The sequence below is a fragment of the Streptomyces sp. SID486 genome, assembly GCF_009865385.1.
In the GTDB taxonomy this organism is placed as follows: Bacteria; Actinomycetota; Actinomycetes; order Streptomycetales; family Streptomycetaceae; genus Streptomyces.
Map to the genome: position 1 here is coordinate 14,968 of NZ_WWJT01000350.1, position 26,433 is coordinate 41,400.

Below are 26,433 nucleotides of genomic sequence, written 5' to 3' on the forward strand. Positions count from 1 at the left end.
CACACTGTCGTCCCTCCCATAAAGGATCACAACGCCGAGACAGCCATGGCCGGTCACGAATTCTTCGAACCCGCGGACCGCAAGCGACCGGTCGCCGATCCCACGGCGGCCGAGCCCCAGGCGGCGGAAGAGTCACGCCCCTCCTGCGACCCCGCCTTCCGGCACGGAGTCGTCGTCGGTTTCGACGGCTCCACCTCCAGTGAGCGGGCCCTCGCCTACGCGATCGGCATGGCTCACCGCTCCCGCTCCGGCCTGATCATCGTGCACGTGGCCAACCGGTTGCCCACCACCGTCTGGGCCGGCTGCGAGCCGCCCGTCTTCGTCGACGTGCCGGACCACCGCACCGAGGTCCTGGGGCTGGAGCTGGCCTGTGCGGACTACCTGGCCGAGGTGCCCTGGATCCTGGTCGAGCGGGGCGGGGACATCTGCCACGAACTCGAAGAGGTGGGCCGGGAGTACGAGGCGGACGCGATCGTCGTCGGCTCCACGCACGGCATCGTCGGCCGGATCTTCGGCTCCGTCGCGGGGCGGCTCGCCAAGCGGGCCCGGCGCCCCGTGATCGTCATCCCCTGATCGCTCCCGCCTCCTGATCGCTCCCGCGTTCCGCCCGCTCCCGCCTCCTGATCGCTCGCGCCTTGCGTCCGCTCCCGCCTCCTGCCCGCTCCCTTCACGCAGCGCGAAACTACTCGTGCGTAGAGGTGGGTTGTGCCCTTGTGAAGGGCATATACCGGTCACCGCACAACTGCACGGTACGAAGGGAGCCCGCCGTGGACAACGAAGTCTCCGCGGGAAGCGGAACCACCATCGTGGCCGGCCGACTCGCCCTGGGTGTGACCCTGTTGGCGTTCGGACTCGGTACGACCGGTGTCATCGACGGTGTGGCCGCGTCCGACGCGGTCTCAGTCGCCCACTACGTGGGCGGAGTTGCCCTGTTCCTCGTCGGCCTGCTGGCCTTCCGTGCCGGCGACGGCGTGTCCGGCACCGGCTTCGTGGCCCTCGGCGCGCTGTGGTTCACCTGGGCGGTCGGCGGTCACTCGTCCGCTCACGCGGCCGGGCTCTTCCTGCTCCTGTTCGCCCTCGTGGCCCTGACCCTGACGCTCGCGGGCGGGGACGGTCTCGGACAGGTCGTGCACGGTCTGCTGTTCCTGGCGATGGTGGTGCTGGCCGTCGCCGCCTTCGCCGGCAGTTCCGTGCTCTCCAAGGCCGGGGGCTGGCTGGCCGTCCTGTCGGGGGCGGTGGCCTGGTACGCGGCGACCGCGGCACTCGCGCACTGGCCGACAGTCCTTTCCGGGCGTGCCGCCGGCCGGGGGGTGACGGCCACCGGCTGACTCTCAGCGGCACCGGAAGGACCCCCACGTGTCTGGTGGCACACGTGGGGGTCCGTTCCGTCGTCCGCGTCCGCGCGGACGCGTCCTACTCGACCGTCACCGACTTCGCGAGGTTCCGCGGCTTGTCGATGTCCCGGCCCAGGGCCTTCGCCGTGTGGTAGGCGAGGAGTTGGAGCGGGATGCCCATGAGGATCGGGTCCAGTTCGTCCTCGTTCTTCGGGACGACGATCGTCTGGTCCGCCTTCTCCTGGTCCTGGTGGGCCACGGCCAGGATCTTGCCCTCGCGGGCCTTGATCTCCTCCAGGGCGGCGCGGTTCTTCTCCAGCAGGTCGTCGTCGGGGACGATCGCGACCGTGGGCAGGGCCGGCTCGATGAGGGCCAGCGGGCCGTGCTTCAGCTCGGAGGCGGGGTAGGCCTCGGCGTGGATGTACGAGACCTCCTTGAGTTTCAGGGACGCCTCGCGGGCCACCGGGTAGCCCCGGACCCGGCCGATGAAGAGCATCGAGCGGGCGTCGGCGTACTTCTCCGCCAGCTCCTTGATGTCCTCTTCCCGCTTGAGGATCTCGGTGATCTGCTCGGGCAGCTTGCGCAGGCCCTCGATGATCCGCTTGCCGTCGCGCACGGAGAGGTCACGGGTGCGGCCCAGGTGCAGGGCGAGCAGGGCGAAGGCGACCGTGGTGTTGGTGAAGCACTTGGTGGAGACCACGCAGACCTCCGGGCCCGCGTGCACGTAGATGCCGCCGTCCGCCTCGCGGGCGATCGCCGAACCGACCACGTTGACCACGCCGAGGACCCGGGCGCCCTTGCGCTTCAGCTCCTGCACGGCCGCGAGGACGTCGTAGGTCTCACCGGACTGGGAGACCGCGATGTACAGGGTGTCGGGGTCGACCACCGCGTTGCGGTAGCGGAACTCGGAGGCCGGCTCGGCGTCGGCGGGGATGCGCGCCAGTTCCTCGATCATCTGGGCGCCGATCATGCCCGCGTGGTACGAGGTGCCGCAGCCGAGGATCTTCACGCGGCGGATCTGCCGGGCCGCGCGGGCGTCCAGGTTGAGACCGCCCAGGTGCACGGTGGAGAACCGGTCGTCGATGCGCCCGCGCAGCACGCGGTCCACGGCCTCGGCCTGCTCGTGGATCTCCTTGTGCATGTACGTGTCGTGGCCGCCCATGTCGTAGGAGGCCGCCTCCCACTCCACGGTGGTCGGCTCGGCGGTGGTGCGGGTGCCCTCGGTGGTGTACGTGCGGAAGTCGTCGGCCTTGAGGGTGGCCATCTCGCCGTCGTCGAGGGTCACTATCTGCCGGGTGTGGGTGACCAGGGCGGCGATGTCGGACGCGACGAACATCTCCTTCTCGCCGATGCCGAGGACGACCGGGGAGCCGTTGCGGGCCACCACGATGCGGTCGGGGAAGTCGGCGTGCATCACCGCGATGCCGTACGTGCCCTCGATGACCCGCAGGGTCTCGCGGACCTTGTCCTCCAGCTTCTCGCCGCCCGAGCGCGCGATGAGGTGGACGAGGACCTCGGTGTCGGTCTCGGAGAGGAACTCGACGCCGTCCGCCACCAGCTTGCGGCGCAGGTCGGAGGCGTTGTCGATGATGCCGTTGTGGACGACGGCGACCTTGCCGTCGGCCGACAGGTGCGGGTGCGCGTTCTCGTCGGAGGGGGCGCCGTGGGTGGCCCAGCGGGTGTGGGCGATGCCGGTGGTGCCCTTGAAGCGCGCCGGGACCTTGGCCTCCAGGTCGCGCACCCGGCCCTTGGCCTTGACCATCCTCAGGCCGGGCGTCTTCGGGGAGGTGACGACGATGCCCGCGGAGTCGTAGCCGCGGTACTCCAGCCGCTGCAGGCCCTCCAGCAGCAGAGGGGCGACGTCACGCTTCCCGATGTAACCGACAATTCCGCACATATATAGAGGTATCCCTTGGCTGTCGCTGGTCCGGTCCGGCTGATCTCAGCCGTAGACCATGCGGCGCAGCTGCCTGAGCGTCAGCTCCGGCGGCGCCACCGCCCGGTATTTCAGGTCCGCCTCGATCCGTTCGAAGATCTCCGCGTTCACCAGGCCCTGCGCCTGGAGCTCGCGGTGGCGGCGACGGACGAAGTCTGGGGTCGTCTCGTCGAAGTAGGCGAGCACGTCCTGAACCACCCGCAGCGCCTCGCCCCGGTTCAGGGCCGTGGACCGCGTCAGATGATCAACGAGTTCGTCGTGCACCCGGTAGATCCTGGGGCACCGGCGGCCGTTTCGCAAGAATCATGCCCGATTTCGGGCAGAGGGTTGTTGAAACTCTCATTGATCTTTGTTCGCGGACTGTCCATCCTGCGTCCTGCATCTCGTTGCCCGAACCGACGAGTTTCAGACGCCATGGACATTCCTCGTATGGGCGTTCCCGAGAAGCTGGCCGAGCGCATGAGCATGGCCGAGCAGCATGAGTACCTGCGCGCCAGATTCTCGCGGCGCACCATGATCAGGGGCGGCGCCGTCACGCTGGGCGCCGTCACCGGCGGCGCGTTCGTCCCGGGCGGCACCGCCCGGGCCGCCGAGCCGGCCCGGCACGCCTCGCCCGCCGCCGAGCGGTTCGACGGCGCCCTCGTCGCCCCCTTCGGCCGCCACCTGGCCTGGGGCAACGACCCCCGCACCGAGATCACCGTCTCCTGGCAGGTCCCGGTCGCCGTCAAGAAGCCGTTCATCCGCATCGGCGCCCACCCGTGGGACCTCTCGCGCAAGATCGAGGCCGAGGTCCGCACCCTCCACACCCCGGCCGGTGTCGGCGCCAGCGGCGACCACACCCAGTACTACCTGCACGCCGAGCTCACCCACCTGCGTCCCGGCAGGACCTACTACTACGGCGTCGGCCACCAGGGCTTCGACCCGGCCGAGCGGCACCTGCTGGGCACGCTCGGCACCTTCACCACCGCGCCCGACCACAAGGCGCCGTTCACCTTCACCGCCTTCGGCGACGAGGGCGTCGGCTACCACGGCCTGGCCAACAACGCCCTGCTCCTCGGCCAGAACCCGGCCTTCCACCTGCACGCCGGCGACATCGCCTACGGTGACCCCTCCGGCGCGGGCAAGACCACCGACACCGGCTTCGACTCGCGCACCTGGGACCAGTTCCTCGCGCAGACCGAGTCGGTCGCCAAGCAGGTGCCGTGGATGCCGGCGTACGGCAACCACGACATGGAAGCCTGGTACTCGCCCAACGGCTACGGCGGTGAGGAGGCCCGCTGGAACCTCCCGGACAACGGCCCCGACCGGAAGAACCTGCCGGGCGTCTACTCCTTCGTCTACGGCAACACGGCGGTCATCTCGCTCGACGCCAACGACATCTCCTTCGAGATACCGGCGAACCTGGGCATCTCCGGCGGAACCCAGACGAAATGGCTGGAAGCCCAGCTGAAGAGGTTCCGGGCGTCGAAGGACGTCGACTTCGTCGTCGTCTTCTTCCACCACTGCGCCTACTGCACCTCCACCGCACACGCCTCGGAGGGGGGCGTGCGCCAGGAGTGGGTCCCGCTGTTCGAGAAGTACACGGTGGACCTGGTCATCAACGGCCACAACCACCAGTACGAGCGCACCGACGTGATCAAGGGCGACAAGGTCACCAAGAAGCTGCCGATCGGCGGCACCGCCTACCCCGAGACCGAGGGTGTGGTCTACGTCACCGCGGGTGCGGCGGGCCGCAGCCTGTACGCCTTCTCCGCCCCGGACTCCTACGAGGGCCACGAGCACGAGACCGACTCCGTGGCCTCGTTCGTCAACACCAAGGACGGCAAGGTCGACGAGACCGTGGCCTGGTCCCGGGTGCGCTACCTGAACTACTCCTTCCTGCGCGTGGACGTCACGCCCGCGCCCAGGGGACGCCAGACCGCGCTGACGGTGTCGGGCATCGCCGAGACCGGCGACCGCATCGACCACTTCACCGTGTCGCGCAGGGCCAAGTAGGCGTCCGGGGCGGGCGGGCCTCGCGTGCGCCCGGGGGCCGCCCGCCCGCCCGACGGACCGGGTGCCGTCCCTCCGGATGATTTCCGCCGTGCGGGGACCGTTCCACCGGATCTGCGGGACAGTGGTCCCTACCATGGCTGACGGCCGGCCATGTGACGTTCCGTCACATGGTGCGTCCGGCCTTCGTCCGAAGGGAGCGCATGTGAGACGGAACCACAGCACGACTCCCCGAACCCCTCGCGTCCTCGGGGCCCTGCTGCTCGCGGCGGCCGGCGTCCTCACCCTCGGCGCGGCCCCCGGGGCACGGCCCGCCGCCGCCCCGGTCCCGCTGGGCCGCGTGGTCCCGGCACCCGCCTCGGTCACGCCGGGCGGGACGCCGTACCACATCACCCGCGCGACCGGCATCCACGTCGACGGCTCCGCCGGGGTCCGCGGGGTCGGCGCCTACCTGGCCGGCCTCCTGCGGCCCTCCACCGGCTACCCGCTCCCGGTCACCGACCACGGCAGCGGAGGCATCCGACTGCACCTGGCCGCGGGTGACTTCGGTGCCGAGGGATACCGGCTGCACAGCGGTGCCGGTGGCGTGACCCTCACCGCGAGAACCCCCGCCGGGCTCTTCCACGGCGTGCAGACCCTGCGCCAGCTCCTCCCGGCGGCAATCGAGAGGAGAACCGTCCAGCGCGGGCCGTGGCCGATCGCCGGAGGCACCGTGCAGGACCGCCCCCGCTACGCCTACCGGGGCGCCATGCTGGACGTCTCCCGGCACTTCTTCACGGTCGCCCAGGTCAAGCGCTACATCGACCAGCTGGCCCTGTACAAGATCAACGAGCTGCACCTGCACCTCAGCGACGACCAGGGCTGGCGCATCGCCGTCGACTCCTGGCCGCGGCTGGCCTCCTACGGCGGCTCCACCCAGGTCGGCGGCGGCCGGGGCGGCCACTACACCAAGGCCGACTACCGCGAGATCGTCCGGTACGCGGCCTCCCGCTATCTGGAGGTCGTGCCCGAGATCGACATGCCCGGCCACACCAACGCCGCCCTCGCCTCCTACGCCGGGCTCAACTGCGACGGCACCGCGCCCCCGCTGTACACCGGCACCCAGGTCGGTTTCAGCTCCCTGTGCGTGTCCAGGGCGGTCACCTACGACTTCGTGGACGACGTGGTCCGGGAGCTGGCCGCCCTCACCCCGGGCCGCTACCTGCACATCGGCGGCGACGAGGCGCACTCCACCTCCCACGCCGACTACGTCACCTTCATGGACCGCGTGCAGCCGGTCGTCGCCCGGTACGGCAAGAAGGTCATCGGCTGGCACCAGCTCACCGGCGCCCGCCCGGCCAGGGGCGCCCTCGCCCAGTACTGGGGCCAGGACGGCACCGGCGCCGCGGAGAAGGCCCAGGTGGCCGCGGCGGCCCGGAACGGCACCGGGCTGATCCTGTCCCCGGCCGACCGGTTCTACCTCGACATGAAGTACACGAGGAGCACCAGGATCGGCACGGACTGGGCGGGTCTGGTGGAGGTGAAGCGGTCCTACGACTGGAACCCGGGCGCGTATCTCGCCGGGGTCCCCGCCTCGGCGGTGAAGGGGGTCGAGGCGCCCCTGTGGACCGAGACGGTGAAGTCCTCCGCCGACATCGAGTACCTGGCGTTCCCGCGGCTCGCCGGAGCGGCCGAGCTGGGCTGGTCGCCGGCGGCGGCGCACGGCTGGAACGGCTACAAGGTGCGGCTGGCCGCGCAGGGCCCGCGCTGGACCGCCCTCGGCATCCGCTATTACCGGTCGCCGCAGGTGCCCTGGCCGAGCTGACCGGATGCCGACGGGCACCCCGGAGGACCGTACTCCGGGGTGCCCGTCCGTCTGCGGTGGGTCAGAACCCGGCGATGGGGTTCTCCAGGGTCCCGACCAGCTGGAGCGCGCCCGCGGGGTCGGCGAGGTCCACCATCTGCCTGTTGTCGCGCAGCTGGAGCCGGTTGAGGCAGGACAGCGCGAACTCGGGGGCGAACATGTCGTACCGGGCGAACTTGCCGGCCAGTTCGGGGTGCGCCTCCTGGTACTCGCGGGTGACCTCGGCGACGGTGCGCCAGAAGCCGTCCTCCTCCAGGACGCCCTCGGCGGCGAGGTGGGCGGCGAGGAAGCGGAAGAAGCAGTCGAACACGTCCGTGAAGACGGACAGCAGTTTCTTGTCCTCCGGGACCTCGACGCGGATGCGCCGGACCGCGGGCGGCAGGGCCGCGTCCGGGTCCATGACGGCGATCTCCTCGGCGATGTCCTTGTAGACGGCCCGCTGCACCACACCGTCCTTCAGCACCAGGATGACGTTCTCGCCGTGCGGCATGAACACCAGGTCGTAGGCGTAGAAGCTGTGCAGCAACGGGGTGTAGTAGGCCCGCAGATAGGCGCGCAGCCACTCGGTGGGCGCCAGGCCCGAGCGGGCGATCAGCGCACCGGCGAACGAGGCGTCCTGGTGGTCCAGGTGCAGCAGGGAGGCCATCGTCGCGAGGGACTCGCCGTCCCGCAGCGAGGGCACCGGGCTCTCCCGCCACAGCGCGGCCAGCATCTTGCGGTAGGGCGAGTAGCGGTCGGTGGCCCGCTCGTACTCCAGGTGCCGGTAGCCGACGGCGGCCCGCTCGCGGATGATCGTCAGCCCGGTCGACTTCAGCACCGGGTCGTTCTCGACGAGCTGGGCCAGCCAGTCGTTGATCGCCGGGGTCGCCTCCATGTAGGCGGCCGACAGACCGCGCATGAAGCCCATGTTGATGACCGACAGGGCGGTCTTCACGTAGTGCTTGTGCGGGGCGCTGCTGTTGAAGAAGGTCCGGATCGACTGCTGGGCCAGGTACTCGTCGTCGCCCTCGCCGAGGCAGACGAGGTGGCCGCGGGCGACCTCGGCGGCGAACGTGACGCTGAGCTTGTTCCACCACTGCCAGGGGTGGACGGGGATGAACAGGTAGTCGGCGGGGTCGAGTCCCTGCCCGGTGAGGACGGCACGGAACCGCCGCACCGTCTCCTCGCCCAGCTCCTCGCGCAGGAAGGACTCGTACTCGATCCCGGCGCCCGCGGTGAACGCGGCCCGCGAGCGGTGGGCGGCCAGCCACACCAGCCGCACGGGGCTCGCCGTCTCGGGCGCGTACGACAGGTACTCGTGGATGCCGAAGCCGAGCCGTCCGTTGTTCGCGACGAAGCACGGGTGGCCCTCGGTCATCCCGGTCTCGATCGCCTGGAAACCGCTTCCGGCCAGTTCCGCGGAGGTGAGGCGGGGCTTGGTGAGCTTGTAGCAGGTGCCCGAGAGGGTGGAGGAGATCTCCTCCAGGTAGACCGGCAGGATCTCGTCGCTGAGCCCCAGGGCCCCCTTCATCTCGATGAAGAAGTCCAGGGCGGCCAGCGGGAGGTCACCGCCGTCGCGCTGCCTGGTGATCGAGCCGGCGTCGATCTGCCAGTGGTCCAGGGCCCGGCGCACGGCGGTGAACCGGTAGGAGGTCAGCTTGTCGTCGCTGCGGACGACGTAACCGTCGCCGTCCGCCTCCGGGACGAGCAGGCGCTCGTGCGCGAACTCGGCGAGCGCCTTGCGCAGCAGCAGCCGGTTGGCGGCCGCCCAGCGCTCGGGGGACAGGTGGGACACGGCGTCGGCGAGGGTCATGCGGTCACCGCCTTCTCGAACTGTTCGCGGGTGCAGAAACTGAGCAGGGCACGCTTCTCCGGCTTGTCGATCTCCCGCTCGGCCACGAAGCCGACGGCCTCGTTCAGGGCGTGCACGGGCTTGTTGCCGACGTCCGGCTCGACGACGACGCGCTCCACGGCCGGGTCCGCGAAGAGGTGGGCCATGACGGCGGTGATGACGGCCTTGGTGAACCCGTGCTCGGGGGTGTCCGTGGCCGGGGTCAGGAAGTGCATGCCGACGTCGCCGGGCCGCGGTTCGTACAGCCCGACCAGCTCCCGGTGCGCGGGGTCGTACTTCTCCATCAGGAACGCGGGCTCGCCGTCGCGCAGCCCGAGCAGCGCGTGGTGGTGCTCGTCCGCCGCGATCTCCATGTAGGCGCGTTCGACGTCCTCGAGTTTCGCGTCCTGCATCATCCAGAAGGCCGCCTTGGGGTGCGTCACCCAGGAGTGCAGCAGTTCGCCGTCCTTCAGGGGATCGACGGTACGGAAGGTGAAAGTCATACGGCGAACTCCTGGAACGCGATGGTCTTCTCGACCGGGTAGTACTCGGTGCCGAGCAGCTCGCGGATGATGTACGAGTTGCGGTACGCCCCCATGCCCAGGTCCGGGCTGGTGATGCTGTGGGTGTGGACGCCGGCGTTCTGGAGGAAGACGCCACGGCCGGTGACGTCGATGGCGTAGTTGCGGGCGACGTCGAAGCGGCCCTGGCCGTCGAAGCGCAGGCGGTCGCGGAGCGGGTCGAGGAAGGCCGGCGGGGTGTAGTGGTAGCCGGTGGCCAGGACCAGGCCCTCGGTACCGATCTCGAACTCCTTGCCCTGCTCGTCCTGGTGGAAGCCCAGGGTGTACGCGCCGTCCCGGTAGGCCGCCGTGCGCAGCGTGGAGTTGGTGAGCAGCCGGGTCGCGACCGGCCGGTCGCCGCTTGCCACGTGCTTCTGGTAGAGCAGATCGAAGATCGAGTCGATCAGGTCCGCGTTGATGCCCTTGAACAGGCCCTTCTGCTGCTTCTCCAGCCGGTACCGGGTCTCCTCGGGCAGCGCCCGGAAGTAGTCGATGTAGTCCGGGGAGGTCATCTCCAGGGTGAGCTTGGTGTACTCCAGCGGGAAGAACCGCGGGGAGCGGGTGACCCAGTTGAGCTGGTAGCCGTGGACGTCGATCTCGGTGAGCAGCTCGTGGTAGATCTCGGCCGCGCTCTGGCCGCTGCCGACGACCGTGACGGACTTCTTCTTCTGCAGCTCCGCCTTGCGGTGCATGTACTGGGAGTTGTGCAGGAAGTCCCCGTCCAGACCCCGGCAGGCCGGCGGGACGTAGGGGGTGGTGCCGGTGCCGAGGACCAGGTGGCGGGCGCGGTAGGTGTCACCGGCCTCGGTGCGGACGGCGTACAGCTCGTCCTCGTACGTCACCTCGGTGACCGTGGTGCCGAACCGGACGCTGCCGAGCTTGCCGGCCGCCCAGCGGCAGTAGTCGTCGTACTCGACCCGCAGCGGGTAGAAGTTCTCGCGGATGTAGAACGAGTACAGTCTGCCCTTCTCCTTCAGGTAGTTCAGGAAGGAGTACGGCGAGGTCGGGTCGGCCAGGGTGACCAGGTCCGACATGAACGGGGTCTGGAGGTGGGCGCCGTCCAGGAACATGCCGGCGTGCCACTCGAAGTCCGGCTTGGACTCCAGGAAGACGCCGTCCAGCTGGTCGATCGGCTCGGTGAGGCAGGCGAGGCCGAGGTTGAAGGGGCCGAGCCCGACACCCACGAAGTCGTAGGTCTTGGTCGGGCTTTCAGGACGCGCGGTCAAGGGACACTCCCAGGTACTGCTCGGCATGGCCGGCGATCAGGTCGAGGACGGCGGCGATGTCGGCCGTCGTGGTCTCGGGGTTGAGCAGGGTGAACTTCAGGTACTGGCGGCCGGCCACCTCGGTGCCCGCGACCACGGCGTCGCCGGAGGCGAACAGGGCCTTGCGGGCGTAGAGGTTGGCCCGGTCGGTCTCGGCCGGGTCGGTGACGGCCGGCGGTACGTAGCGGAAGACGAGGGTGGACAGGCTGGGCTCGACGACGACGTCGTAGCGGGGGTCGGCGGCCAGCAGCCGCCAGCCCTCCCGGGCGAGGTCGCAGACCTCGTCGAAGAGCTGTCCGATGCCGTCGGCGCCCATCGTGCGCAGCGTGAGCCACAGTTTGAGGGCGTCGAAGCGGCGGGTGGTCTGGAGTGACTTGTCCACCTGGTTGGGAATGCGTTCCTGCACCATGCGGCGCGGGTTGAGGTACTCGGCGTGGTAGGTGGCGTGCCGCAGGGTCGCCGCGTCCCGGACCAGCACGGCGGAGGAACTGACGGGCTGGAAGAAGGACTTGTGGTAGTCGACGGTGACGGAGTCGGCGCGCTCGATGCCCTCGATGCGGTCCCGGTACTTCACCGAGGCGAGCAGGCCGCAGCCGTAGGCCGCGTCCACGTGCATCCAGACGCCGTGGCGGGCGCACAGTTCGGCGATCTCCGGCAGCGGGTCGATGGAGCCGAAGTCGGTGCTTCCGGCGGTGGCGACGACGGCCATGGGGACCAGGCCGTCCTTCGCGCAGCGCTCCAGCTCGCGGGCGAGGGCGAGGGTCCGCATGCGCTTGTCGTGGTCGACGGGGATCGAGACGACCGCGTCCGGGCCGAGGCCGAGCAGTTTCGCGGACTTCTGCACGCTGAAGTGGCTGACCTCGGAGGCGAAGACGCGGAGCCGGCCGAGGCTGTCGCTCTTGGCCTCCTCCCGGGCGAGCAGGAGCGCCTGGAGGTTGGACTGGGTGCCGCCGGAGGTGAAGACGCCGTCCGCGGCCGGGCCGAGGCCGATGCGGGCGGTGGTCCAGTCGATCAGCTTGCGCTCGATGAGGGTGCCGCCCGCCGACTGGTCCCACGTGTCCAGCGAGGAGTTGACCGCGGAGAGCACGGCCTCGGCGAGCACCGCCGGGATGACGACCGGGCAGTTGAGGTGGGCGAGGTAGCGGGGGTGGTGGAAGTAGACCGCGTCCCGCAGGTAGACGTCCTCCAGTTCGTCCAGGACGGCGGTGGTGTCGCCCAGGGGGCGGTCCAGGTCGATCGCGTCGATGCGGGGGGAGAGGGTGTCCACGGTGACGCCGGTGAACGGACGTTCGGTGGTGGCGAGTTTGGCCGCCACCCGCTCTACTCCTTCGGTCACGGAGCGGCGGTAGTGCTCCGCGGTGAGGCCATTGAGCAGGTGCGAACGCATGTGGGGGTCCTCCGGGGGACGGTCCGTGCGGGGTAACTTAGGTTAGCCTAACCTAAGTTCGCGGCATCGAATCCTGCCTGTGAAGTGACCGGCGTCACTTGGGGGTGGGCTGCGGTTACTCGGCGGCCCGGAGCTGTTCCTCCGTCATGCCCTGCCGCCAGTAGCCGACGAAGGTGACACTGCGCCTGTCCACGGCGCACTCTCCGACGAAGTACCGCCGCAGCGCCTTGACCTGACCGGACTCGCCGGCGATCCACACGTACGGCCGTCCGGCGTCCGGCAGCCGGGCGGCCCGTACGGCGTCGACGGCCATGGGGGACCCGTCGTGCCGTACGAGCCACGTGATCCGCGCGTCCGCCTCGGTGCGCACGTCCTGGATGTCACCGGCGTGCGGTACCTCCAGCCAGGCCCGGACCCGGGTGCCGGCGGGGAGCGACTCCAGGATGGCGGTCGCGGCCGGTACGGCCGTCTCGTCACCGCACAGCACGACGAGGTCGGTGCCCGCGGGCGGACGGAAGCGGATCGCGCGGTTGTCGGCGACGGCCGGTCCGAGCAGCAGGACCCGGTCACCGGCGGCGGCGCGCGCGGCCCAGCGGGAGGCCGGCCCGGCGGGCGCGGGGGAGGCGCCCGGCGCGACGCCGTGCAGGGCGAAGTCGATGTCGATCTCGGCCGGGTGGCCGTGGGCGTCCCGCCGCAGGGCCCGCAGGGTGTAGGAGCGCATCACCGCCCGTACGTCGTCCGGCAGTTCGCGCCAGCCCTGCCACCAGCCGTCGCCCAGCTCCAGCGGGACGACCGGCTCGGACTGGCCCGGGTGCGGCAGGAACAGCGAGAGCGACTGGTCGTGGCCGTCGGAGTGGAAGGCGTGCAGATCGGCACCGGCGAAGGTGACCCGGAGCAGGGACGGGCCGAGCCGCCTCGTCCGTACGACCTGGAGGGAGAAGAAACGGAACGGGGCGGCTACGGCCGTCGTCATCTGGGGCTCCTGAGGAACGGGGTTCAGGACTTCGTCAGGGGGTCAGCCGACCTTCTTGGCCTTCTCCAGGGCCTCGGCCAGGTTGGTGAGCAGCGGCACGCACTTGTCGTAGGACAGGATCGGCTCGGGGGAGCGGGGGATGACCTGGCCGGCCCTGACCGCGGGCAGCTTCTTCCAGGTCGCCTTGGTGATGTCGGCGGGCTGGATGGCCGAGGTGCGGTCGTCCATCATGATGATGTCGGCCCGGTACTTGTCGACGTTCTCCCAGCTGAGCGACTCGTACCAGCCGCCGCCCTGCTTCTTGGCGCTCGCCGGCGGCTCCACGAAGTTCACGCCGAGCGCCTTGAAGTACTCGAGGTCGACGGAGAGGTCGGTGCCGGAGACGTAGAACAGCTGGTCGCTGGCGCTGCCGGCCATCACCTTGATGTCGGGCTTGGCCTTGGCCGCGGCGCGCAGGCGGGCGGCGGCGTCCTCGAACCGCTTCCTGGCGTCGGTCACCTTGGCGGCCTTCATGTCGGCGCCCAGCGACTCGGCGAGGTCCCACATGCGCTGCAGCGGCCGGGTGAGCTGGCGGTCGTAGACGGAGATGCCGACGCTCGGGGCCAGCTGGGCGATCTTCTTCTTGGACTCGTCCGGGACGTACCAGAGGGTGCCGGCGTCGTCGAACATCGTCGAGATCAGCACGTCCGGCGCGAGGGACGCGTACTTCTCGATGTTGAACTGGCCCCAGGTGTTGCCGAGGACCGTCACCTTGCTGATGTCCATGTCGCCGGCCTGGACGTCGGGCTTGCCGGCGGTGGTCTTCGTCGGGCCGAAGACGCCCTTGACCTGGATGCCGTAGTCGAACAGCGCGGCGCCCACGCCGGTGAACGCGACGATGTTCGCGGGGGTCTTGTCCAGCTTCACGGCCGTGCCGCGGTCGTCCTCGAAGGTCCAGGGGCCGGACTTGCCGCTCGCGCCCGCCGTGCCCGAGCCGCTGTCTTTGCCCTTGTCGTCCCCGCAGGCGGCGAGCGCGGCGCCGAGGCCGAGGGCGCCGCCCGCGGCGAGGAGGCCGCGGCGGGTCAGGTGGGTGGCACGGGCTTGGGGCATGGGTATGACTGCTTTCGAACGGGGCGGGCTGCCCGCCGGACGAGTTCAGAGGTCAGGTTAGCCTAACCTCATTAACCGTTCCAGAGTCCGGGTCCCGCCCGGGGCGGTCACCCCCGGGCCGGTCGGTGACCGTGATCGAATCCCCTTGTCCCCCTGAACGCGCCGGTGTTGCGTCCCGGGCACGCCGACGGCCCGGACGGTCCCTCGCGGGCGTCCGGGCCGTCGGTCGTCCTGTCAGCCGGCGAGCCCCAGCTCCCGGGCGATCAGCAGCCGCTGGACCTCGCTCGTGCCCTCGCCGATCTCCAGGATCTTGGAGTCGCGCCACATACGGGCCACCGGGTACTCGTTCATGAAGCCGTAGCCGCCGTGGATCTGCGTGGCCTCCCGGGCGTTGTCGACGGCGACCGTGGAGGAGTAGAGCTTGGCCAGGGCCGCCTCCTTCTTGAACGGATCGCCGGCCACCAGCCGGGAGGCGGCGTCCCGCCAGGCCAGGCGCGCCGTGTGGGCCTTCATCTCCATGTCGGCGATCTTGAACTGGATGGCCTGGTTGGCGCCGATCGGCCGGCCGAAGGCGTGGCGCTCCTTCGCGTACTTCACCGACTCGTCCACGCAGCCCTGCGCAAGGCCCGTCCCGAGCGCCGCGATCGCGATCCGGCCCTCGTCCAGGATGCGCAGGAACTGCGCGTAGCCGCGCCCCTGCTCGCCGAGCAGGTTGGCCGCGGGCACGCGGACGTCCTGGAACGAGAGTTCACGGGTGTCGGAGGCGTTCCAGCCGACCTTCGAGTACGGCGCCGCCACCGTGAAGCCCGGCGTGCCGGACGGGACGATGATCGCCGAGATCTCCGGGCGGCCGTCCGGCTTGCGGCCGGTGACCGCGGTGACCGTGACCAGACCCGTGATGTCCGTGCCCGAGTTGGTGATGAAGCACTTCGTGCCGTTGATCACCCACTCGTCCGTGTCCGGGTCCAGTCGGGCCGTGGTGCGGGTCGCGCCGGCGTCGCTGCCGCCGTCCGGCTCGGTCAGGCCGAACGCGCCGAGGATCTCGCCGGCGCACAGCCGGGGGAGCCACTCGCGCTTCTGCTCCGGCGTGCCGAAGAGGTGCAGGGGCATCGCGCCCAGCGAGACGCCCGCCTCCAGCGTGATGGCCACCGAGGAGTCCACCCGGGCCAGTTCCTCCAGCGCGATGCCGAGCGCCAGGTAGTCGCCGCCCATCCCGCCGTACTCCTCCGGGAACGGCAGCCCGAACAGGCCCATGCGGCCCATCTCCCGGACGATCTCGTACGGGAACTCGTGCCGCTCGTAGAAGTCGCCGATCTTCGGCGCCACGACGTCGTGCGCGAACGCCTCCACCGTACGGCGGAGTTCCTCCAGCTCGGGGCTGAGACGGTGGTCCATGCTGATCACTGGTCCTTGTGGGGCTGTGTCGTTTTACCGAGGGCGCGGACGGTTCGGGACGGGCTGGGCCGGTCCAGATGGGCGGCCATCCACACGCTCGTGGCGGTCAGACGGCCGAGATCGACCCCGGTCTCGATGCCGAGGCCGTGCAGCATCCATACGAGGTCTTCGGTGGCGAGGTTGCCGGTGGCGGACTTGGCGTACGGGCAGCCGCCGAGGCCGCCCGCGGAGGCGTCCACCGTGGTCACGCCGTGCTGGAGGGCCGCCAGGGTGTTGGCGAGCGCCTGGCCGTAGGTGTCGTGGAAGTGCACGCCGATCACGTCGGTCGGCACACCCGCCTCGTTGAGCACGGAGAGCAGTTCCAGGACGTGCCCCGGGGTGGCCACCCCGATGGTGTCGCCGAGGCTCAGCTCGTCGCAGCCCATGTCCCGCAGCGCCGTGCAGACGCGGGCCACCTGGTGCAGCGGCACCGCGCCCTCCCACGGGTCGCCGAAGCACATCGACACGTAGCCGCGCACGTGCACGCCCTCGTCCTTGGCGTGCCGCACCACCGGTTCGAACACCGCGAGCGACTCGTCCAGCGTGCGGTTGAGGTTGGCCTTGGCGAAGGACTCCGTGGCGCTGGCGAACACGGCGACGCGGTCGGCGCCGAGGGCCAGCGCCCGGTCCAGCCCGCGCTGGTTGGGCACCAGCACCGGCAGGGCGACTTCCAGGTCCCGGACGAGGGGGAACAGCTCCTCGGCGTCGGCGAGCTGGGGCACCCACTTCGGGTGCACGAAGCTCGTCGCCTCGATCGTGGTCAGGCCCGCGCCGGCCAGCCGGCGGATGAACTCCGCCTTGATCTGCGTGGGCACGGCCGACTTCTCGTTCTGCAGCCCGTCGCGTGCGCCGACCTCGTGGATGCGGACCCGGGCGGGCAGATCCTGGGCCGGTACGACCATGGGCAGTCCTCCCGCGGTCACGGGGCCACCTCCTCGTGCGGTGCGATGACGGCCAGCACCTGGTCCATGGCGACCGTGGTCCCGGGGGTGACGTCCAGCTCGGCGACGGTCCCGGCGTGCGGGGCGGAGATGACGTGCTCCATCTTCATGGCCTCGACGACCAGCAGGCTCTGGCCCGCGGCCACCTCGTCGCCGACGGCGACCTTCACGACGGTCACCGTGCCGGGCATGGGCGCGGTGAGCGAGTCGGCGCCCGCGTGCGCGGACCGGGTGAGGGAGGCGGCCACCGGGTCGTGGTCGCGCACCTGCCAGGCGTCGCCGTCCCGGCCGATCCAGTCGCCGGCCCGGTGGAAGGCGTGGCGCACGCCGTCGAGGGTGACGCTGACCGCGGCGTCGGTGACGGCCGCGCTGCCGCGCGGGGTGTACGTCACCGGTTCGTGGACCCGCAGGTGGAAGGCGGGCGGCTTCGGGGTGCCGCCGAGCCGCCAGCCGCTCGGCACCGAGAAGGGGTCGGTCCAGCCCTCGTCCCGGGGCCGGAGCGCCTCCAGCCGTACGGCCGCCGCCGCCTCGTAGACCTCGTCGGGGACGTCGGTGGAGACCAGCTCGTCCACCACCCGCTCCACCAGCCCGGTGTCCAGGTCGCCCGCCACGACCGCCGGATGCGCCAGCAGCCGCCGCAGGAAGCCCGCGTTCGTCTGCACGCCCAGCGTGACCGTCCGGGCCAGAGCCGCCCGGAGCCTGCGCAGCGCCGTCTCCCGGTCGGGGCCGTAGGCGATCACCTTGGACAGCATCGGGTCGTACAGGCTGCCGACCTCGGTGCCCTCGCTGAGCCCGGAGTCGGTGCGCACCCCCTCGCCCTGCGGCTCGTCCAGCAGCAGCACCGTGCCGCCGGAGGGGAGGAAGCCGCGTGCGGGGTCCTCCGCGCAGATCCGCGCCTCGACGGCGTGCCCGGTCAGCCGGACGTCCTCCTGCGCGAAGCCCAGCCGCTCACCGGCCGCCACCCGCAGCTGCCACTCCACCAGGTCCAGCCCGGTGACGAGTTCGGTGACCGGATGCTCCACCTGGAGGCGGGTGTTCATCTCCATGAAGTAGTACGAGGACGGGTCCCCGCCCGGCACGATGAACTCCACCGTGCCCGCGCCCCGGTACCCGCACGAGCGGGCCGCCTGCACGGCCGCCTCGCCCATCGCGGCCCGGGTCGCCTCGTCGAGGAGCACGCTCGGCGCCTCCTCGACGACCTTCTGGTGGCGCCGCTGCAGCGAGCACTCGCGCTCGCCGAGGTGGACCACGTTGCCGTGGCCGTCGGCCAGCACCTGGATCTCGATGTGCCGGGGGCGGTCGACCCACCGCTCCACCAGCAGGGTGTCGTCGCCGAAGGAGGCGCCGGCCTCGCGGCGGGCGGCGGCGACCTCCTCCTCCAGCGCGGACAGCTCGCGCACCAGCCGCATGCCCTTGCCGCCACCGCCGGCCGACGGCTTCAGCAGCACCGGCACGCCGATCTCGCGCGCGGCGGCGGCGAGCTGGGCGTCGGACAGGCCGCTCCCGCTGGAGCCGGGGACCACCGGGACCCCGGCCGCCTGCACCGTCTCCTTGGCCCGGATCTTGTCGCCCATGAGCGCGATGGCGTCGGCGGGCGGTCCGATGAAGACCAGCCCCGCCTCCTCGCACGCCCGCGCGAAGCCGGCGTTCTCGGCGAGGAACCCGTACCCCGGGTGGACGGCCTGGGCGCCGGCGCGGGCGGCGGCGTCGAGCAGCCGCTCCACCGACAGGTAGCTCTCCGCGGCCGGCGCCGGGCCGATCCGTACCGCCGTGTCGGCCTCCCGGACGTGCCGCGCGTCGGCGTCGGCGTCGGAGAAGACCGCCACCGAGCGCACGCCCAGCGAGCGCAGCGTACGGATCACGCGGACGGCGATCTCGCCCCGGTTGGCCACCAGCACTGTGTCGAACACGGTTCCCCTCCTCACATCCGGAAGACGCCGAACTGGGGGTCTCCCAGCGGCGCGTTGGCGCAGGCGGTCAGGGCGAGGCCCAGCACCTGTCGGGTCTCCAGCGGGTCGATGACGCCGTCGTCCCAGAGGCGGGCCGAGGCGTAGTAGGCGTTGCCCTGGTGCTCGTACTGCGCGCGGATGGGCGCCTTGAAGCTCTCCTCCTCCTGCGCCGGCCACTCCTCGCCCCGGGCCTGGAGCTGGTCCCGCTTGACGGTCGCGAGGACAGAGGCGGCCTGCTCGCCGCCCATCACGGAGATCTTGGCGCCCGGCCACATCCACAGGAAGCGGGGGGAGTAGGCCCGGCCGCACATCGAGTAGTTGCCCGCGCCGTACGAGCCGCCGACCACGACGGTCAGCTTCGGCACGCGCGTGCAGGCGACCGCCGTCACCATCTTGGCGCCGTGCTTGGCGATGCCGCCGGCCTCGTAGTCCTTGCCGACCATGAAGCCGGAGATGTTCTGGAGGAACACCAGCGGAATGCCGCGCTGGTCGCACAGCTCGATGAAGTGCGCGCCCTTCTGGGCGGACTCGGAGAACAGGATGCCGTTGTTGGCGACGATCCCGACCGGGTGGCCGTGGATGCGGGCGAAGCCGGTGACCAGGGTCTGCCCGAACTCGGCCTTGAACTCGGCGAACCGCGAGCCGTCGACCACCCGCGCGATGACCTCGCGGACGTCGTAGGGGGTGCGGGAGTCGACCGGTACGGCGCCGTACAGCCCGTAGGGGTCCACCTTCGGCTCGACCGGGCGGGTCACCTCCCAGGGCAGCGGCCGCCGGGCCGGGAGCGTGGCCACGATGTCCCGGACGATCCGCAGGGCGTGCGCGTCGTCCTCGGCGAGGTGGTCGGTGACCCCGGAGACCCGGGAGTGCACCTCGCCGCCGCCCAGCTCCTCCGCCGTGACGACCTCGCCGGTCGCCGCCTTCACCAGCGGGGGGCCGCCGAGGAAGATCGTGCCCTGGTTGCGGACGATCACCGCTTCGTCGCTCATCGCCGGCACGTAGGCGCCGCCCGCCGTGCAGGAGCCGAGGACGGCGGCGATCTGCGGGATGCCGGCGCCGGACATCCGGGCCTGGTTGTAGAAGATCCGGCCGAAGTGGTCACGGTCGGGGAAGACCTCGTCCTGCATCGGCAGGAAGGCCCCGCCGGAGTCGACCAGGTAGAGGCACGGCAGCCGGTTGTCCAGGGCCACCTCCTGGGCGCGCAGGTGCTTCTTGACCGTCATCGGGTAGTACGTGCCGCCCTTGACCGTGGCGTCGTTCGCGACGATCACGCACTCGCGTCCGCTGACCCGGCCGATCCCGGCGATCACGCCGGCGGCCGGGGCCTGTCCGTCGTACATCCCGTCGGCCGCGAGCGGGGCCAGCTCCAGAAAGGGCGAGCCCGGGTCGAGCAGGGTGTCCACCCTGTCCCTGGGCAGCAGCTTGCCGCGCGCCGTGTGCCGGGCCCGCGCCTTCTCGCCGCCGCCGAGGGCCGCCGCGGCCAGCTTGCCGCGCAGCTCCTCCACGAGCGCGAGATGGGCCTGTTCATTGGCCCGCCAGGCTTCCGACGCGGGGTCTGCCGCGCTGTGAAGCTCCGGTGCCTCCTGCATCCTGCGGTTCCCCTCACCGGTGATCGAACCTGTTAATGAGCGTTAACCATCGCCTTCAGGTTAACGACCGCTAACGTCGCTGTCTAGAATCGACCCCATGGCCAGCAGAACCGACGCACCCACCCGCCGCGAGCAGATCCTGAAGGAGGCCGCGCGGCTCTTCGCCGAGCGCGGGTTCCACGGTGTCGGCGTCGACGAGATAGGCGCCGCGGTCGGCATCAGCGGCCCCGGGCTGTACCGGCACTTCCCGGGCAAGGACGCGATGCTCGCCGAGCTGCTGGTCGGGATCAGCGGACAGCTGCTCACCGGGGCGAAGCGGCGCCTGGCGGAGGCGGACGGGGGCAGCGGCGCCCCGGCGGTCCTGGACTCGCTCATCGAGGGCCACATCGACTTCGCGCTCGACGACCGCCCCCTGATCACCCTGCACGACCGGGAGCTGGACCGGCTGCGGGACAGCGACCGCAAGCTGGTGCGGCAGCTCCAGCGGCAGTACGTGGAGCTGTGGGTGGAGGTGGTCCGCGAGGTGTACCCGGCGCTGACCGAACCGGCCGCCCGCTCGGCCGTCCACTCGGTCTTCGGCCTGCTGAACTCCACCCCCCACCTGGGCCGCGCCGGCACCCTCCCGGGCCGGGCGGTCACGGCGGAACTCCTGCACCGGATGGCCCGGGGGGCGTTCGCCGCGGCGGGGGCGGGGTGACGGGGGTCTCCGGCACCGGGGGCCCGGGGCGGCGGGGTGGCGGGGGTCTCCGGCGCCGGGGGCCCTGGGCGGCAGGGTGGGGTAGCTCACCCTGGACGCAGGACCGTACTCGCCGGTATCTTCGAGTCTGAGCAAGCGCTTAGACAGACGCGGAGGTGGGCGGCGTGCGCCGTACGGTGTTCAACGAGGATCACGAGGCGTTCCGGGAGACCCTTCGCGCCTTCATCGAGGCCGAGGTCGTGCCGGTGTACGACGAGTGGTTCGCCGCCGGCCAGGCGCCGCGCGACTTCTACTACAAGCTCGGCGAGCTGGGCATCTTCGGCATCAACGTGCCCGAGGAGTTCGGCGGCGCGGGCATGGACAGCCACAAGTTCGAGGCCGTCCTGTACGAGGAGACCGCCCGCGCGGGCGTGCAGTTCGGCGGCTCCGGCGTGCACGTGCTGCTCGCCCTGCCCTACATCAACATGCTCGCCACCGACGAGCAGAAGAAGCGCTACCTGCCGAAGTTCGTCACCGGCGAGGAGATGTGGGCCATCGCGATGACGGAGCCGGGCACCGGTTCCGACCTCGCGGGCATGAAGTCCACCGCCAGGCTCTCCGAGGACGGCACGCACTACGTCCTCAACGGCGCCAAGACCTTCATCACCGGCGGCGTCCACGCCGACCGCGTGATCGTGTGCGCCCGCACCGCCGCGCCCACCGCCGAGGACCGCCGCCACGGCATCTCCCTGTTCGCGGTGGACACCAAGTCCGAGGGCTACTCCGTCGGCCGCAAGCTCGACAAGCTCGGCCTGAAGACCTCCGACACCGCCGAGCTGGCGTTCGTCGACGTCAAGGTGCCGGTCGAGGACCTGCTGGGCGAGGAGAACAAGGGCTTCTACTACCTCGGCCACAACCTGGCCTCCGAGCGCTGGGGCATCGCCTTCGGCGCCTACGCCCAGGCCAAGGCCGCCGTCCGGTTCGCCAAGCAGTACGTGCAGGAGCGCACCGTCTTCGGCAAGCCGGTCGCCCACTTCCAGAACACCAAGTTCGAGCTGGCCGCCTGCCAGGCCGAGGTGGACGCCGCCGAGGCGGTCGCCGACCGCGCCACGGAGGCCCTGGACGCCGGTGAGCTGACCCCCGCCGAGGCCGCCTCCGCGAAGCTCTTCTGCACCGAGGTCGCCCACCGCGTCATCGACCGCTGCCTCCAACTGCACGGCGGCTACGGCTACATGAACGAGTACCCGATCGCCCGCCTGTACGCGGACAACCGCGTCAACCGCATCTACGGCGGCACCAGCGAGATCATGAAGACGATCATCGCCAAGGACATGGGCCTGTAAGGCCCCGCAGCCACCGGCCGGTACCACCACAGCCATGAGCCAGGCACTCGACGATCTCCTCGATCTGCTCGACCTGGAGCAGATCGAGGAGAACATCTTCCGCGGCCGGTCCCGCTCCGCCGTCGTCCCCCGGGTCTTCGGCGGACAGGTCGCGGCGCAGGCGCTGGTCGCCGCCGGGCGGACGGTCCCCGCAGACCGGCCCGCCCACTCGCTGCACGCGTACTTCCTGCGCCCGGGCGACCCCGGCGCGCCGATCGTCTACACCGTGGACCGCATCCGCGACGGCCGGTCCTTCACCACCCGGCGGGTGGTCGCCGTCCAGCACGGCAAGCCGATCTTCCACCTCTCGGCGTCCTTCCAGGCGGACGAGGAGGGGCTGGAGCACCAGGAGCCGATGCCGGCCTCGCCCGACCCGGCGACCCTGCCCACCTCCCAGGAGCGGCTGCGCGGCTACGGCCACCTGGCCCCCGAGGTCGTCGAGCGGTTCCTGGAGGCCCGCGAGGCGATCGACCTCCGCTACGTGGACGAGCCGCCGTACGGGCAGTACGGCGAGCCGCGCGAGCCGCACTCCCAGGTGTGGTTCCGCACCAACGGCAAGCTCCAGGGCGCCGTGGACGAGCCCCTGCTGCACGTCGTCCTCGCCACCTACGTCTCCGACATGACCCTGCTCGACTCCGTGCTGCTCGCACACGGACGCGGCGGCTGGGCCGTCGGCGACGTCGTGGGCGCCTCACTGGACCACGCGATGTGGTTCCACCGGCCCTTCCGCGCCGACGAGTGGCTGCTGTACGACCAGGAATCGCCCTCCGCGCACGGCGGCCGCGGCCTGGGTCAGGCGCGGATCTACACCCAGGACGGGCGGCTCGCCGTCACGGTCATCCAGGAGGGCGTGGTCCGGGTTCCGAGACAGCCGTGACCGGTGTGCCGTTCGAGATGACGTGTGACGCCAGCGGGACTAGGCTCACTGAGTGAAAGCCGCAGCGAACGGCATGCCCCGTACACGGGCTTCCGGACCTCGGGATCCCGGGACGCAGCACCCGCAGGCGCTCTCGCGCACGGGTGGGCTGTGAGGGTATCGGTGAATGCGCCGTTTCGCTCAACTCCGCTGCGGTACACCTGAAGACCGCGCCGCAATCTTCCGCAACCGCGGCGACGGCCATCACCTCGCGCGTTCCGTACGGGAGCCGCGAGAGACGATGGAGATGGAAGGTATTCCCATGCGATCACAGCGCACGAGGCGTCTTGTCGCGTTGTCCGCCTCCGGGCTGCTGCTGGCCGGCGGAGCCGCTCTCGGCACGGCCGGGAACGCGTTCGCCTCGGACCACAGCGACCACGGTTCCTACAGCAGCGACTACCGCGGTGACCACGGTGGCGGCGGCTGGTGGGGCGACGACGATGACGACGACTGGGGCTACGGTGGCGGCGACCACGGTGGCTACGACAACGGCGACCACGGTGGCTACGACAACGGCGGCTACGGCGGCGACCACGGCGGCTACGGCGGTGGCGGCGACCACGGCGGTGGCGGCGGCTACGGCGGTGGCGGCGACCACGGCGGCGGTGGCGGTGGCCACGGCGGCGGCGGTGGCGGCGGTCACGGCGGTGGCGGAGGTGGTGGCCACTGACCCGACCCGCGGGTGAACACGGTGTGCGGCTCCGTCCACGGAGCCGCACACCACGCGTTCCGGCGCGTCAGGCCAGGTTCGCCGCGGCGAGCAGATACGCCGTCATGGGGTCGTAGTGGCGCGGGCTGACCACGTGGTCGTCGAGGGGCACGGCCACCTGCACGGTGCCCTCGGCCTCGGCGAGGAACAGCGCCGGGTCGTTGCAGTCGGCGTACCCGACGGAGTCGACGCCGTGCCGGCCCGCGTACCCCGCCCAGCCGTGGTCGGCCACGACCAGGTCCGGCAGCGGGCGCCCCGCCCGCTCGAGACCGGTCAGAACGGCCCGCATCGGCTCCCCTGAGTGGGTGTGCCACAGCGTCGCCCCGTGCTCCAGGACGGCCACGTCGGCGAACTGCATCACGTAGCCCTCGTCCGTCTGCAGCCCGTCCGGGATGACCACGATCTCGCAGCCGGCGGCCCGCAGCGCGGCGGCCGTGGCCCGGTGCACGTCCAGCAGGCCACCAGGGTGGCCGGTCGCGAACAGCACCCGCTGGCGGCCCTCGGCCGCCTTGCGCAGCCGCGCGGCCAGCCGCTCCAGCGCGTCCACCGTCAGCTCGGGGTCGATGGTGTCCTGCCCGTGACGGTACTCGGGGTCGTCGTTGACACCCACCCGCTCGGCCATCACCGCGAGGACGTCCTGCTCGTCGGTCCAGCGGTCGCCCAGTTCGAGGCCGAACCAGAAGTTGCGGACACCGTTGGCGAGCTGACGGTAATGGGAGAGGTTGTTCTCGCGGGGCGTGGCGACGTCCCCCGCGATACGGGTTCGCACCAGGTGTTCGATCAGCTGGGCGCGGCTGGGTGTCCCGGATATCGGCATGTCCTCCATTGTGGGGCAGGGTGGCGCCGCGGTCTTCGGCATACCGCCCGCTGGGACGGGTCTCACTCGCCCCTGCCGTCAGTCCCGCCGCAGTGCGAACCACAGCTCCATGCGGACGTCCGGATCGTCCAGGTCGGCGGCCAACAGCCCCGTGCAGCGGGCGATCCGCTGCCGCACGGTGTTGCGGTGCACACCCAGTGCCACCGCCGTGCGGTCCCAACTGCCGTGCAGCGACAGCCATGTACGCAGGGTCTCGGTGAGCGCGGGCTGCCCGGCGAGGGGGGCGAGCAGGGTGCGGGCGTGCGTCTCGGCGTCCGCCCCCGGCACCAGGTCCGCCAGCGCCGGCCGCGCCGCGTGCCGGAGCAGCGGGGTGCGGGTGGCGCGGGCCCGGGCAAGGGCGCGGGCGGCCTGGGCGTCGGCGGCCGGCCAGTCACCCGGCCCGGCCGGTGCGCTCACACCGAGGGTCCAGCCGGGCTGCGGAGCCGGTTCCCGGTCCGCCGGCACCAGCACCCGGACGACCTCGCGGCCGAGGTCGACCAGCGGTGAACCGAGGGCGGCGCCGAGCGCGGAGGCGGCGACCGGGTCCGGCGCCTGGGCCTCCGGCCGGGCCTGCACGACGAGCCACCGCCCGGTCCCGAGCAGTGGGGCCACCTCGTCGGGCGTGGCCCCGAGCAGCAGCCGTACGAGCGCCGAGGAGCGCGCCGCGCCGGCCCCGCTGTGGTGCTCCCCGGTGAGCAGCGCCAGCAGGACGGAGGCGACGGAGGCGATGGTGTGGTCACCGGGCTCCCGGCGGGACGCGGCCACCCCGAGCACGAACCCCTCACCGGCGCCGAGCGCGTACACGGCGAGATGGGTGTCGCCGAGGGTGTCCGTGGCGGAGGTGGGCTGCGGGGCCGGCGTGGCCGTGGGGCGGCCGGGCCGGGACGCCGGTCCGACCACGGCGGCCAGCCGGGCCAGCGCCGCCGTCGCGCCCCGCGGTGCCTCCCGGCCCGCCGTCGCGACCTCCGTGCCGTCCGGGCCGTACAGCACCGCGCGACCGCCGAGGCGCTGGGCCAGCTGGCGCAGCACCGAGGGCACCGGATCCGGCCGGGCGGCGGCCGCGGCGAGGCTCTGCTGGGCCTCGGTGACGCGGCGCAGCTCGGCCAGCCGGGCCTGCGCCATCAGCTGCCAGACCGCGCGGGCCACGCCGGAGAACGTGGTCTGCGGCGGGACCTCCAGCAGGGGCAGGCCGAGGCGGTCGCAGGCGGCGACCAGGGCGGCCGGGACCGTGTCGTGCACCGGGGCCACCCCGAAGCCGAGGGCGGCGCCGCCCGCCGCCACGATCCGCGAGACGTAGCCGTCGAAGTACGCGCCGAGGCCGGGATCGGTGCCGGTGCCGGTGCCTGTGTCCGAGCCGGTGCCCGTCCCGGTGCCGGTGCCGGTGCCAGTGCCCGTCCCGGTGCCCGAGCTTGCGCCGGTGTCCGTGCCGGTGCCCGTGCCCGGCGTCTCCGGGATGTGCACCCCGGCCGTGAGCAGCAGCTCACCGCCGAGCAGATACGGGTACGGGTCGGCCATCTCCGAGGTGTGCGCCCAGTGGATCACCCTCTCCGGGCCGGCGGGCCCGGCGATCTGCCGCAGGGCGAGGTCCTCCCGGGCCAGCAACGCCTGGAGCGTCACCGGTGGGGTCGGCGGGACCGCTGGGGCGATCGTCTCCGGCATGGTGTGCGCTTCCTCCATCCCACCCCGTGCATATGGATGAAACGTACACTTCGCAGTCGCTTTCCGGCCACCTACTGTCAAGTGAGCACGGCAGCCGCGGGTACGGGCGGATGTCCCCGCGAGCCGCTGCCGA

General features: G+C 71.5%; 22 protein-coding genes. 8 read left to right on the forward strand and 14 right to left on the reverse strand.

Going from position 1 to position 26,433, the window contains the following annotated elements:
• Nucleotides 1–45 precede the first annotated feature (45 nt).
• Nucleotides 46–573, forward strand: a complete 528-nt coding sequence (locus GT045_RS15990; protein ID WP_161334565.1) for a universal stress protein — start codon at nucleotides 46–48, stop codon at nucleotides 571–573.
• Nucleotides 574–767: 194 nt separating this feature from the next.
• The gene (locus GT045_RS15995) at nucleotides 768–1,328 is read left to right on the forward strand and encodes a GPR1/FUN34/YaaH family transporter (RefSeq protein WP_161287438.1); all 561 of its coding nucleotides are present in this window, start codon (nucleotides 768–770) and stop codon (nucleotides 1,326–1,328) included.
• An 85-nt stretch (nucleotides 1,329–1,413) separates the two neighbouring features.
• Here the strand turns inward: GT045_RS15995 and glmS are convergent, their stop codons facing one another.
• Nucleotides 1,414–3,231 (reverse strand): glutamine--fructose-6-phosphate transaminase (isomerizing), encoded by a 1,818-nt coding sequence (glmS, locus tag GT045_RS16000; protein WP_161287439.1) that lies wholly within the window; start codon nucleotides 3,229–3,231, stop codon nucleotides 1,414–1,416.
• Between the two features lie 45 nt (nucleotides 3,232–3,276).
• Nucleotides 3,277–3,534: a hypothetical protein gene (locus GT045_RS16005; protein ID WP_161287440.1), complete on the reverse strand. Its 258-nt coding sequence runs from the start codon at nucleotides 3,532–3,534 to the stop codon at nucleotides 3,277–3,279.
• Between the two features lie 165 nt (nucleotides 3,535–3,699).
• Between GT045_RS16005 and GT045_RS16010 the strand changes: the two genes are divergently transcribed.
• Nucleotides 3,700–5,265, forward strand: a complete 1,566-nt coding sequence (locus GT045_RS16010) for a metallophosphoesterase family protein (protein ID WP_161334566.1) — start codon at nucleotides 3,700–3,702, stop codon at nucleotides 5,263–5,265.
• Nucleotides 5,266–5,467: 202 nt separating this feature from the next.
• Nucleotides 5,468–7,066 (forward strand): beta-N-acetylhexosaminidase, encoded by a 1,599-nt coding sequence (locus GT045_RS16015; protein ID WP_161334567.1) that lies wholly within the window; start codon nucleotides 5,468–5,470, stop codon nucleotides 7,064–7,066.
• 61 nt (nucleotides 7,067–7,127) lie between these two features.
• Here the strand turns inward: GT045_RS16015 and GT045_RS16020 are convergent, their stop codons facing one another.
• The 10 genes from GT045_RS16020 to GT045_RS16065 all read right to left on the reverse strand — a co-directional run bounded on the left by GT045_RS16020 (nucleotide 7,128) and on the right by GT045_RS16065 (nucleotide 20,102).
• Complete coding sequence (locus GT045_RS16020) at nucleotides 7,128–8,897, reverse strand: IucA/IucC family siderophore biosynthesis protein (RefSeq protein ID WP_161334568.1); 1,770 nt, start codon at nucleotides 8,895–8,897, stop codon at nucleotides 7,128–7,130.
• Nucleotides 8,894–9,418 carry a GNAT family N-acetyltransferase gene (locus GT045_RS16025; RefSeq protein WP_161334569.1) on the reverse strand — a complete coding sequence of 175 codons (525 nt, stop codon included), beginning with the start codon at nucleotides 9,416–9,418 and terminating at the stop codon, nucleotides 8,894–8,896. The genes GT045_RS16020 and GT045_RS16025 overlap by 4 nt, the downstream gene beginning before the upstream one ends.
• The gene (locus GT045_RS16030; RefSeq protein ID WP_161297878.1) at nucleotides 9,415–10,701 is read right to left on the reverse strand and encodes a lysine N(6)-hydroxylase/L-ornithine N(5)-oxygenase family protein; all 1,287 of its coding nucleotides are present in this window, start codon (nucleotides 10,699–10,701) and stop codon (nucleotides 9,415–9,417) included. The genes GT045_RS16025 and GT045_RS16030 overlap by 4 nt, the downstream gene beginning before the upstream one ends.
• A complete protein-coding gene (desA, locus tag GT045_RS16035; RefSeq protein ID WP_161334570.1) occupies nucleotides 10,685–12,127 on the reverse strand; it encodes a lysine decarboxylase DesA in 1,443 nt (480 codons plus the stop codon). Before desA ends, GT045_RS16030 begins: the two co-directional genes overlap by 17 nt.
• A 115-nt stretch (nucleotides 12,128–12,242) precedes the next feature.
• A complete protein-coding gene (locus GT045_RS16040) occupies nucleotides 12,243–13,100 on the reverse strand; it encodes a siderophore-interacting protein (RefSeq protein ID WP_161334571.1) in 858 nt (285 codons plus the stop codon).
• A 42-nt stretch (nucleotides 13,101–13,142) separates the two neighbouring features.
• Entirely contained in the window at nucleotides 13,143–14,189 is a 1,047-nt protein-coding gene (locus GT045_RS16045) for an ABC transporter substrate-binding protein (protein WP_161287455.1), read from the reverse strand.
• Nucleotides 14,190–14,423: 234 nt separating this feature from the next.
• Nucleotides 14,424–15,584, reverse strand: a complete 1,161-nt coding sequence (locus GT045_RS16050) for an acyl-CoA dehydrogenase family protein (RefSeq protein WP_161334572.1) — start codon at nucleotides 15,582–15,584, stop codon at nucleotides 14,424–14,426.
• A 5-nt stretch (nucleotides 15,585–15,589) separates the two neighbouring features.
• Nucleotides 15,590–16,546, reverse strand: a complete 957-nt coding sequence (locus tag GT045_RS16055; protein ID WP_161334573.1) for a hydroxymethylglutaryl-CoA lyase — start codon at nucleotides 16,544–16,546, stop codon at nucleotides 15,590–15,592.
• Nucleotides 16,543–18,474, reverse strand: coding sequence for an acetyl-CoA carboxylase biotin carboxylase subunit (locus GT045_RS16060; protein ID WP_161287458.1), 1,932 nt, complete (start codon nucleotides 18,472–18,474; stop codon nucleotides 16,543–16,545). Before GT045_RS16060 ends, GT045_RS16055 begins: the two co-directional genes overlap by 4 nt.
• Before the next feature lie 11 nt (nucleotides 18,475–18,485).
• Nucleotides 18,486–20,102, reverse strand: coding sequence for a carboxyl transferase domain-containing protein (locus GT045_RS16065; protein WP_161334574.1), 1,617 nt, complete (start codon nucleotides 20,100–20,102; stop codon nucleotides 18,486–18,488).
• 97 nt (nucleotides 20,103–20,199) lie between these two features.
• On the opposite strand from GT045_RS16065, the gene GT045_RS16070 reads away from it, so the two are divergent.
• The 4 genes from GT045_RS16070 (at nucleotide 20,200) to GT045_RS38925 (ending at nucleotide 23,746) form a co-directional block, all read left to right on the forward strand.
• On the forward strand, nucleotides 20,200–20,799 hold the full coding sequence (locus GT045_RS16070) for a TetR/AcrR family transcriptional regulator (protein ID WP_161334575.1): 600 nt from the start codon (nucleotides 20,200–20,202) through the stop codon (nucleotides 20,797–20,799).
• A 164-nt stretch (nucleotides 20,800–20,963) separates the two neighbouring features.
• The gene (locus GT045_RS16075; protein WP_161287461.1) at nucleotides 20,964–22,121 is read left to right on the forward strand and encodes an acyl-CoA dehydrogenase family protein; all 1,158 of its coding nucleotides are present in this window, start codon (nucleotides 20,964–20,966) and stop codon (nucleotides 22,119–22,121) included.
• 34 nt (nucleotides 22,122–22,155) lie between these two features.
• A complete protein-coding gene (locus GT045_RS16080; RefSeq protein ID WP_161287462.1) occupies nucleotides 22,156–23,037 on the forward strand; it encodes an acyl-CoA thioesterase II in 882 nt (293 codons plus the stop codon).
• A 301-nt stretch (nucleotides 23,038–23,338) separates the two neighbouring features.
• Nucleotides 23,339–23,746, forward strand: a complete 408-nt coding sequence (locus tag GT045_RS38925; protein ID WP_202528217.1) for a hypothetical protein — start codon at nucleotides 23,339–23,341, stop codon at nucleotides 23,744–23,746.
• A gap of 67 nt (nucleotides 23,747–23,813) precedes the next feature.
• Here GT045_RS38925 and GT045_RS16095 read toward each other — a convergent pair whose 3' ends face one another.
• Both GT045_RS16095 and GT045_RS16100 read right to left on the reverse strand, forming a co-directional pair.
• Nucleotides 23,814–24,602: a phosphatase gene (locus GT045_RS16095; RefSeq protein ID WP_161287463.1), complete on the reverse strand. Its 789-nt coding sequence runs from the start codon at nucleotides 24,600–24,602 to the stop codon at nucleotides 23,814–23,816.
• A gap of 78 nt (nucleotides 24,603–24,680) precedes the next feature.
• Entirely contained in the window at nucleotides 24,681–26,300 is a 1,620-nt protein-coding gene (locus GT045_RS16100; protein ID WP_161334576.1) for a PucR family transcriptional regulator, read from the reverse strand.
• Nucleotides 26,301–26,433 lie beyond the last annotated feature (133 nt).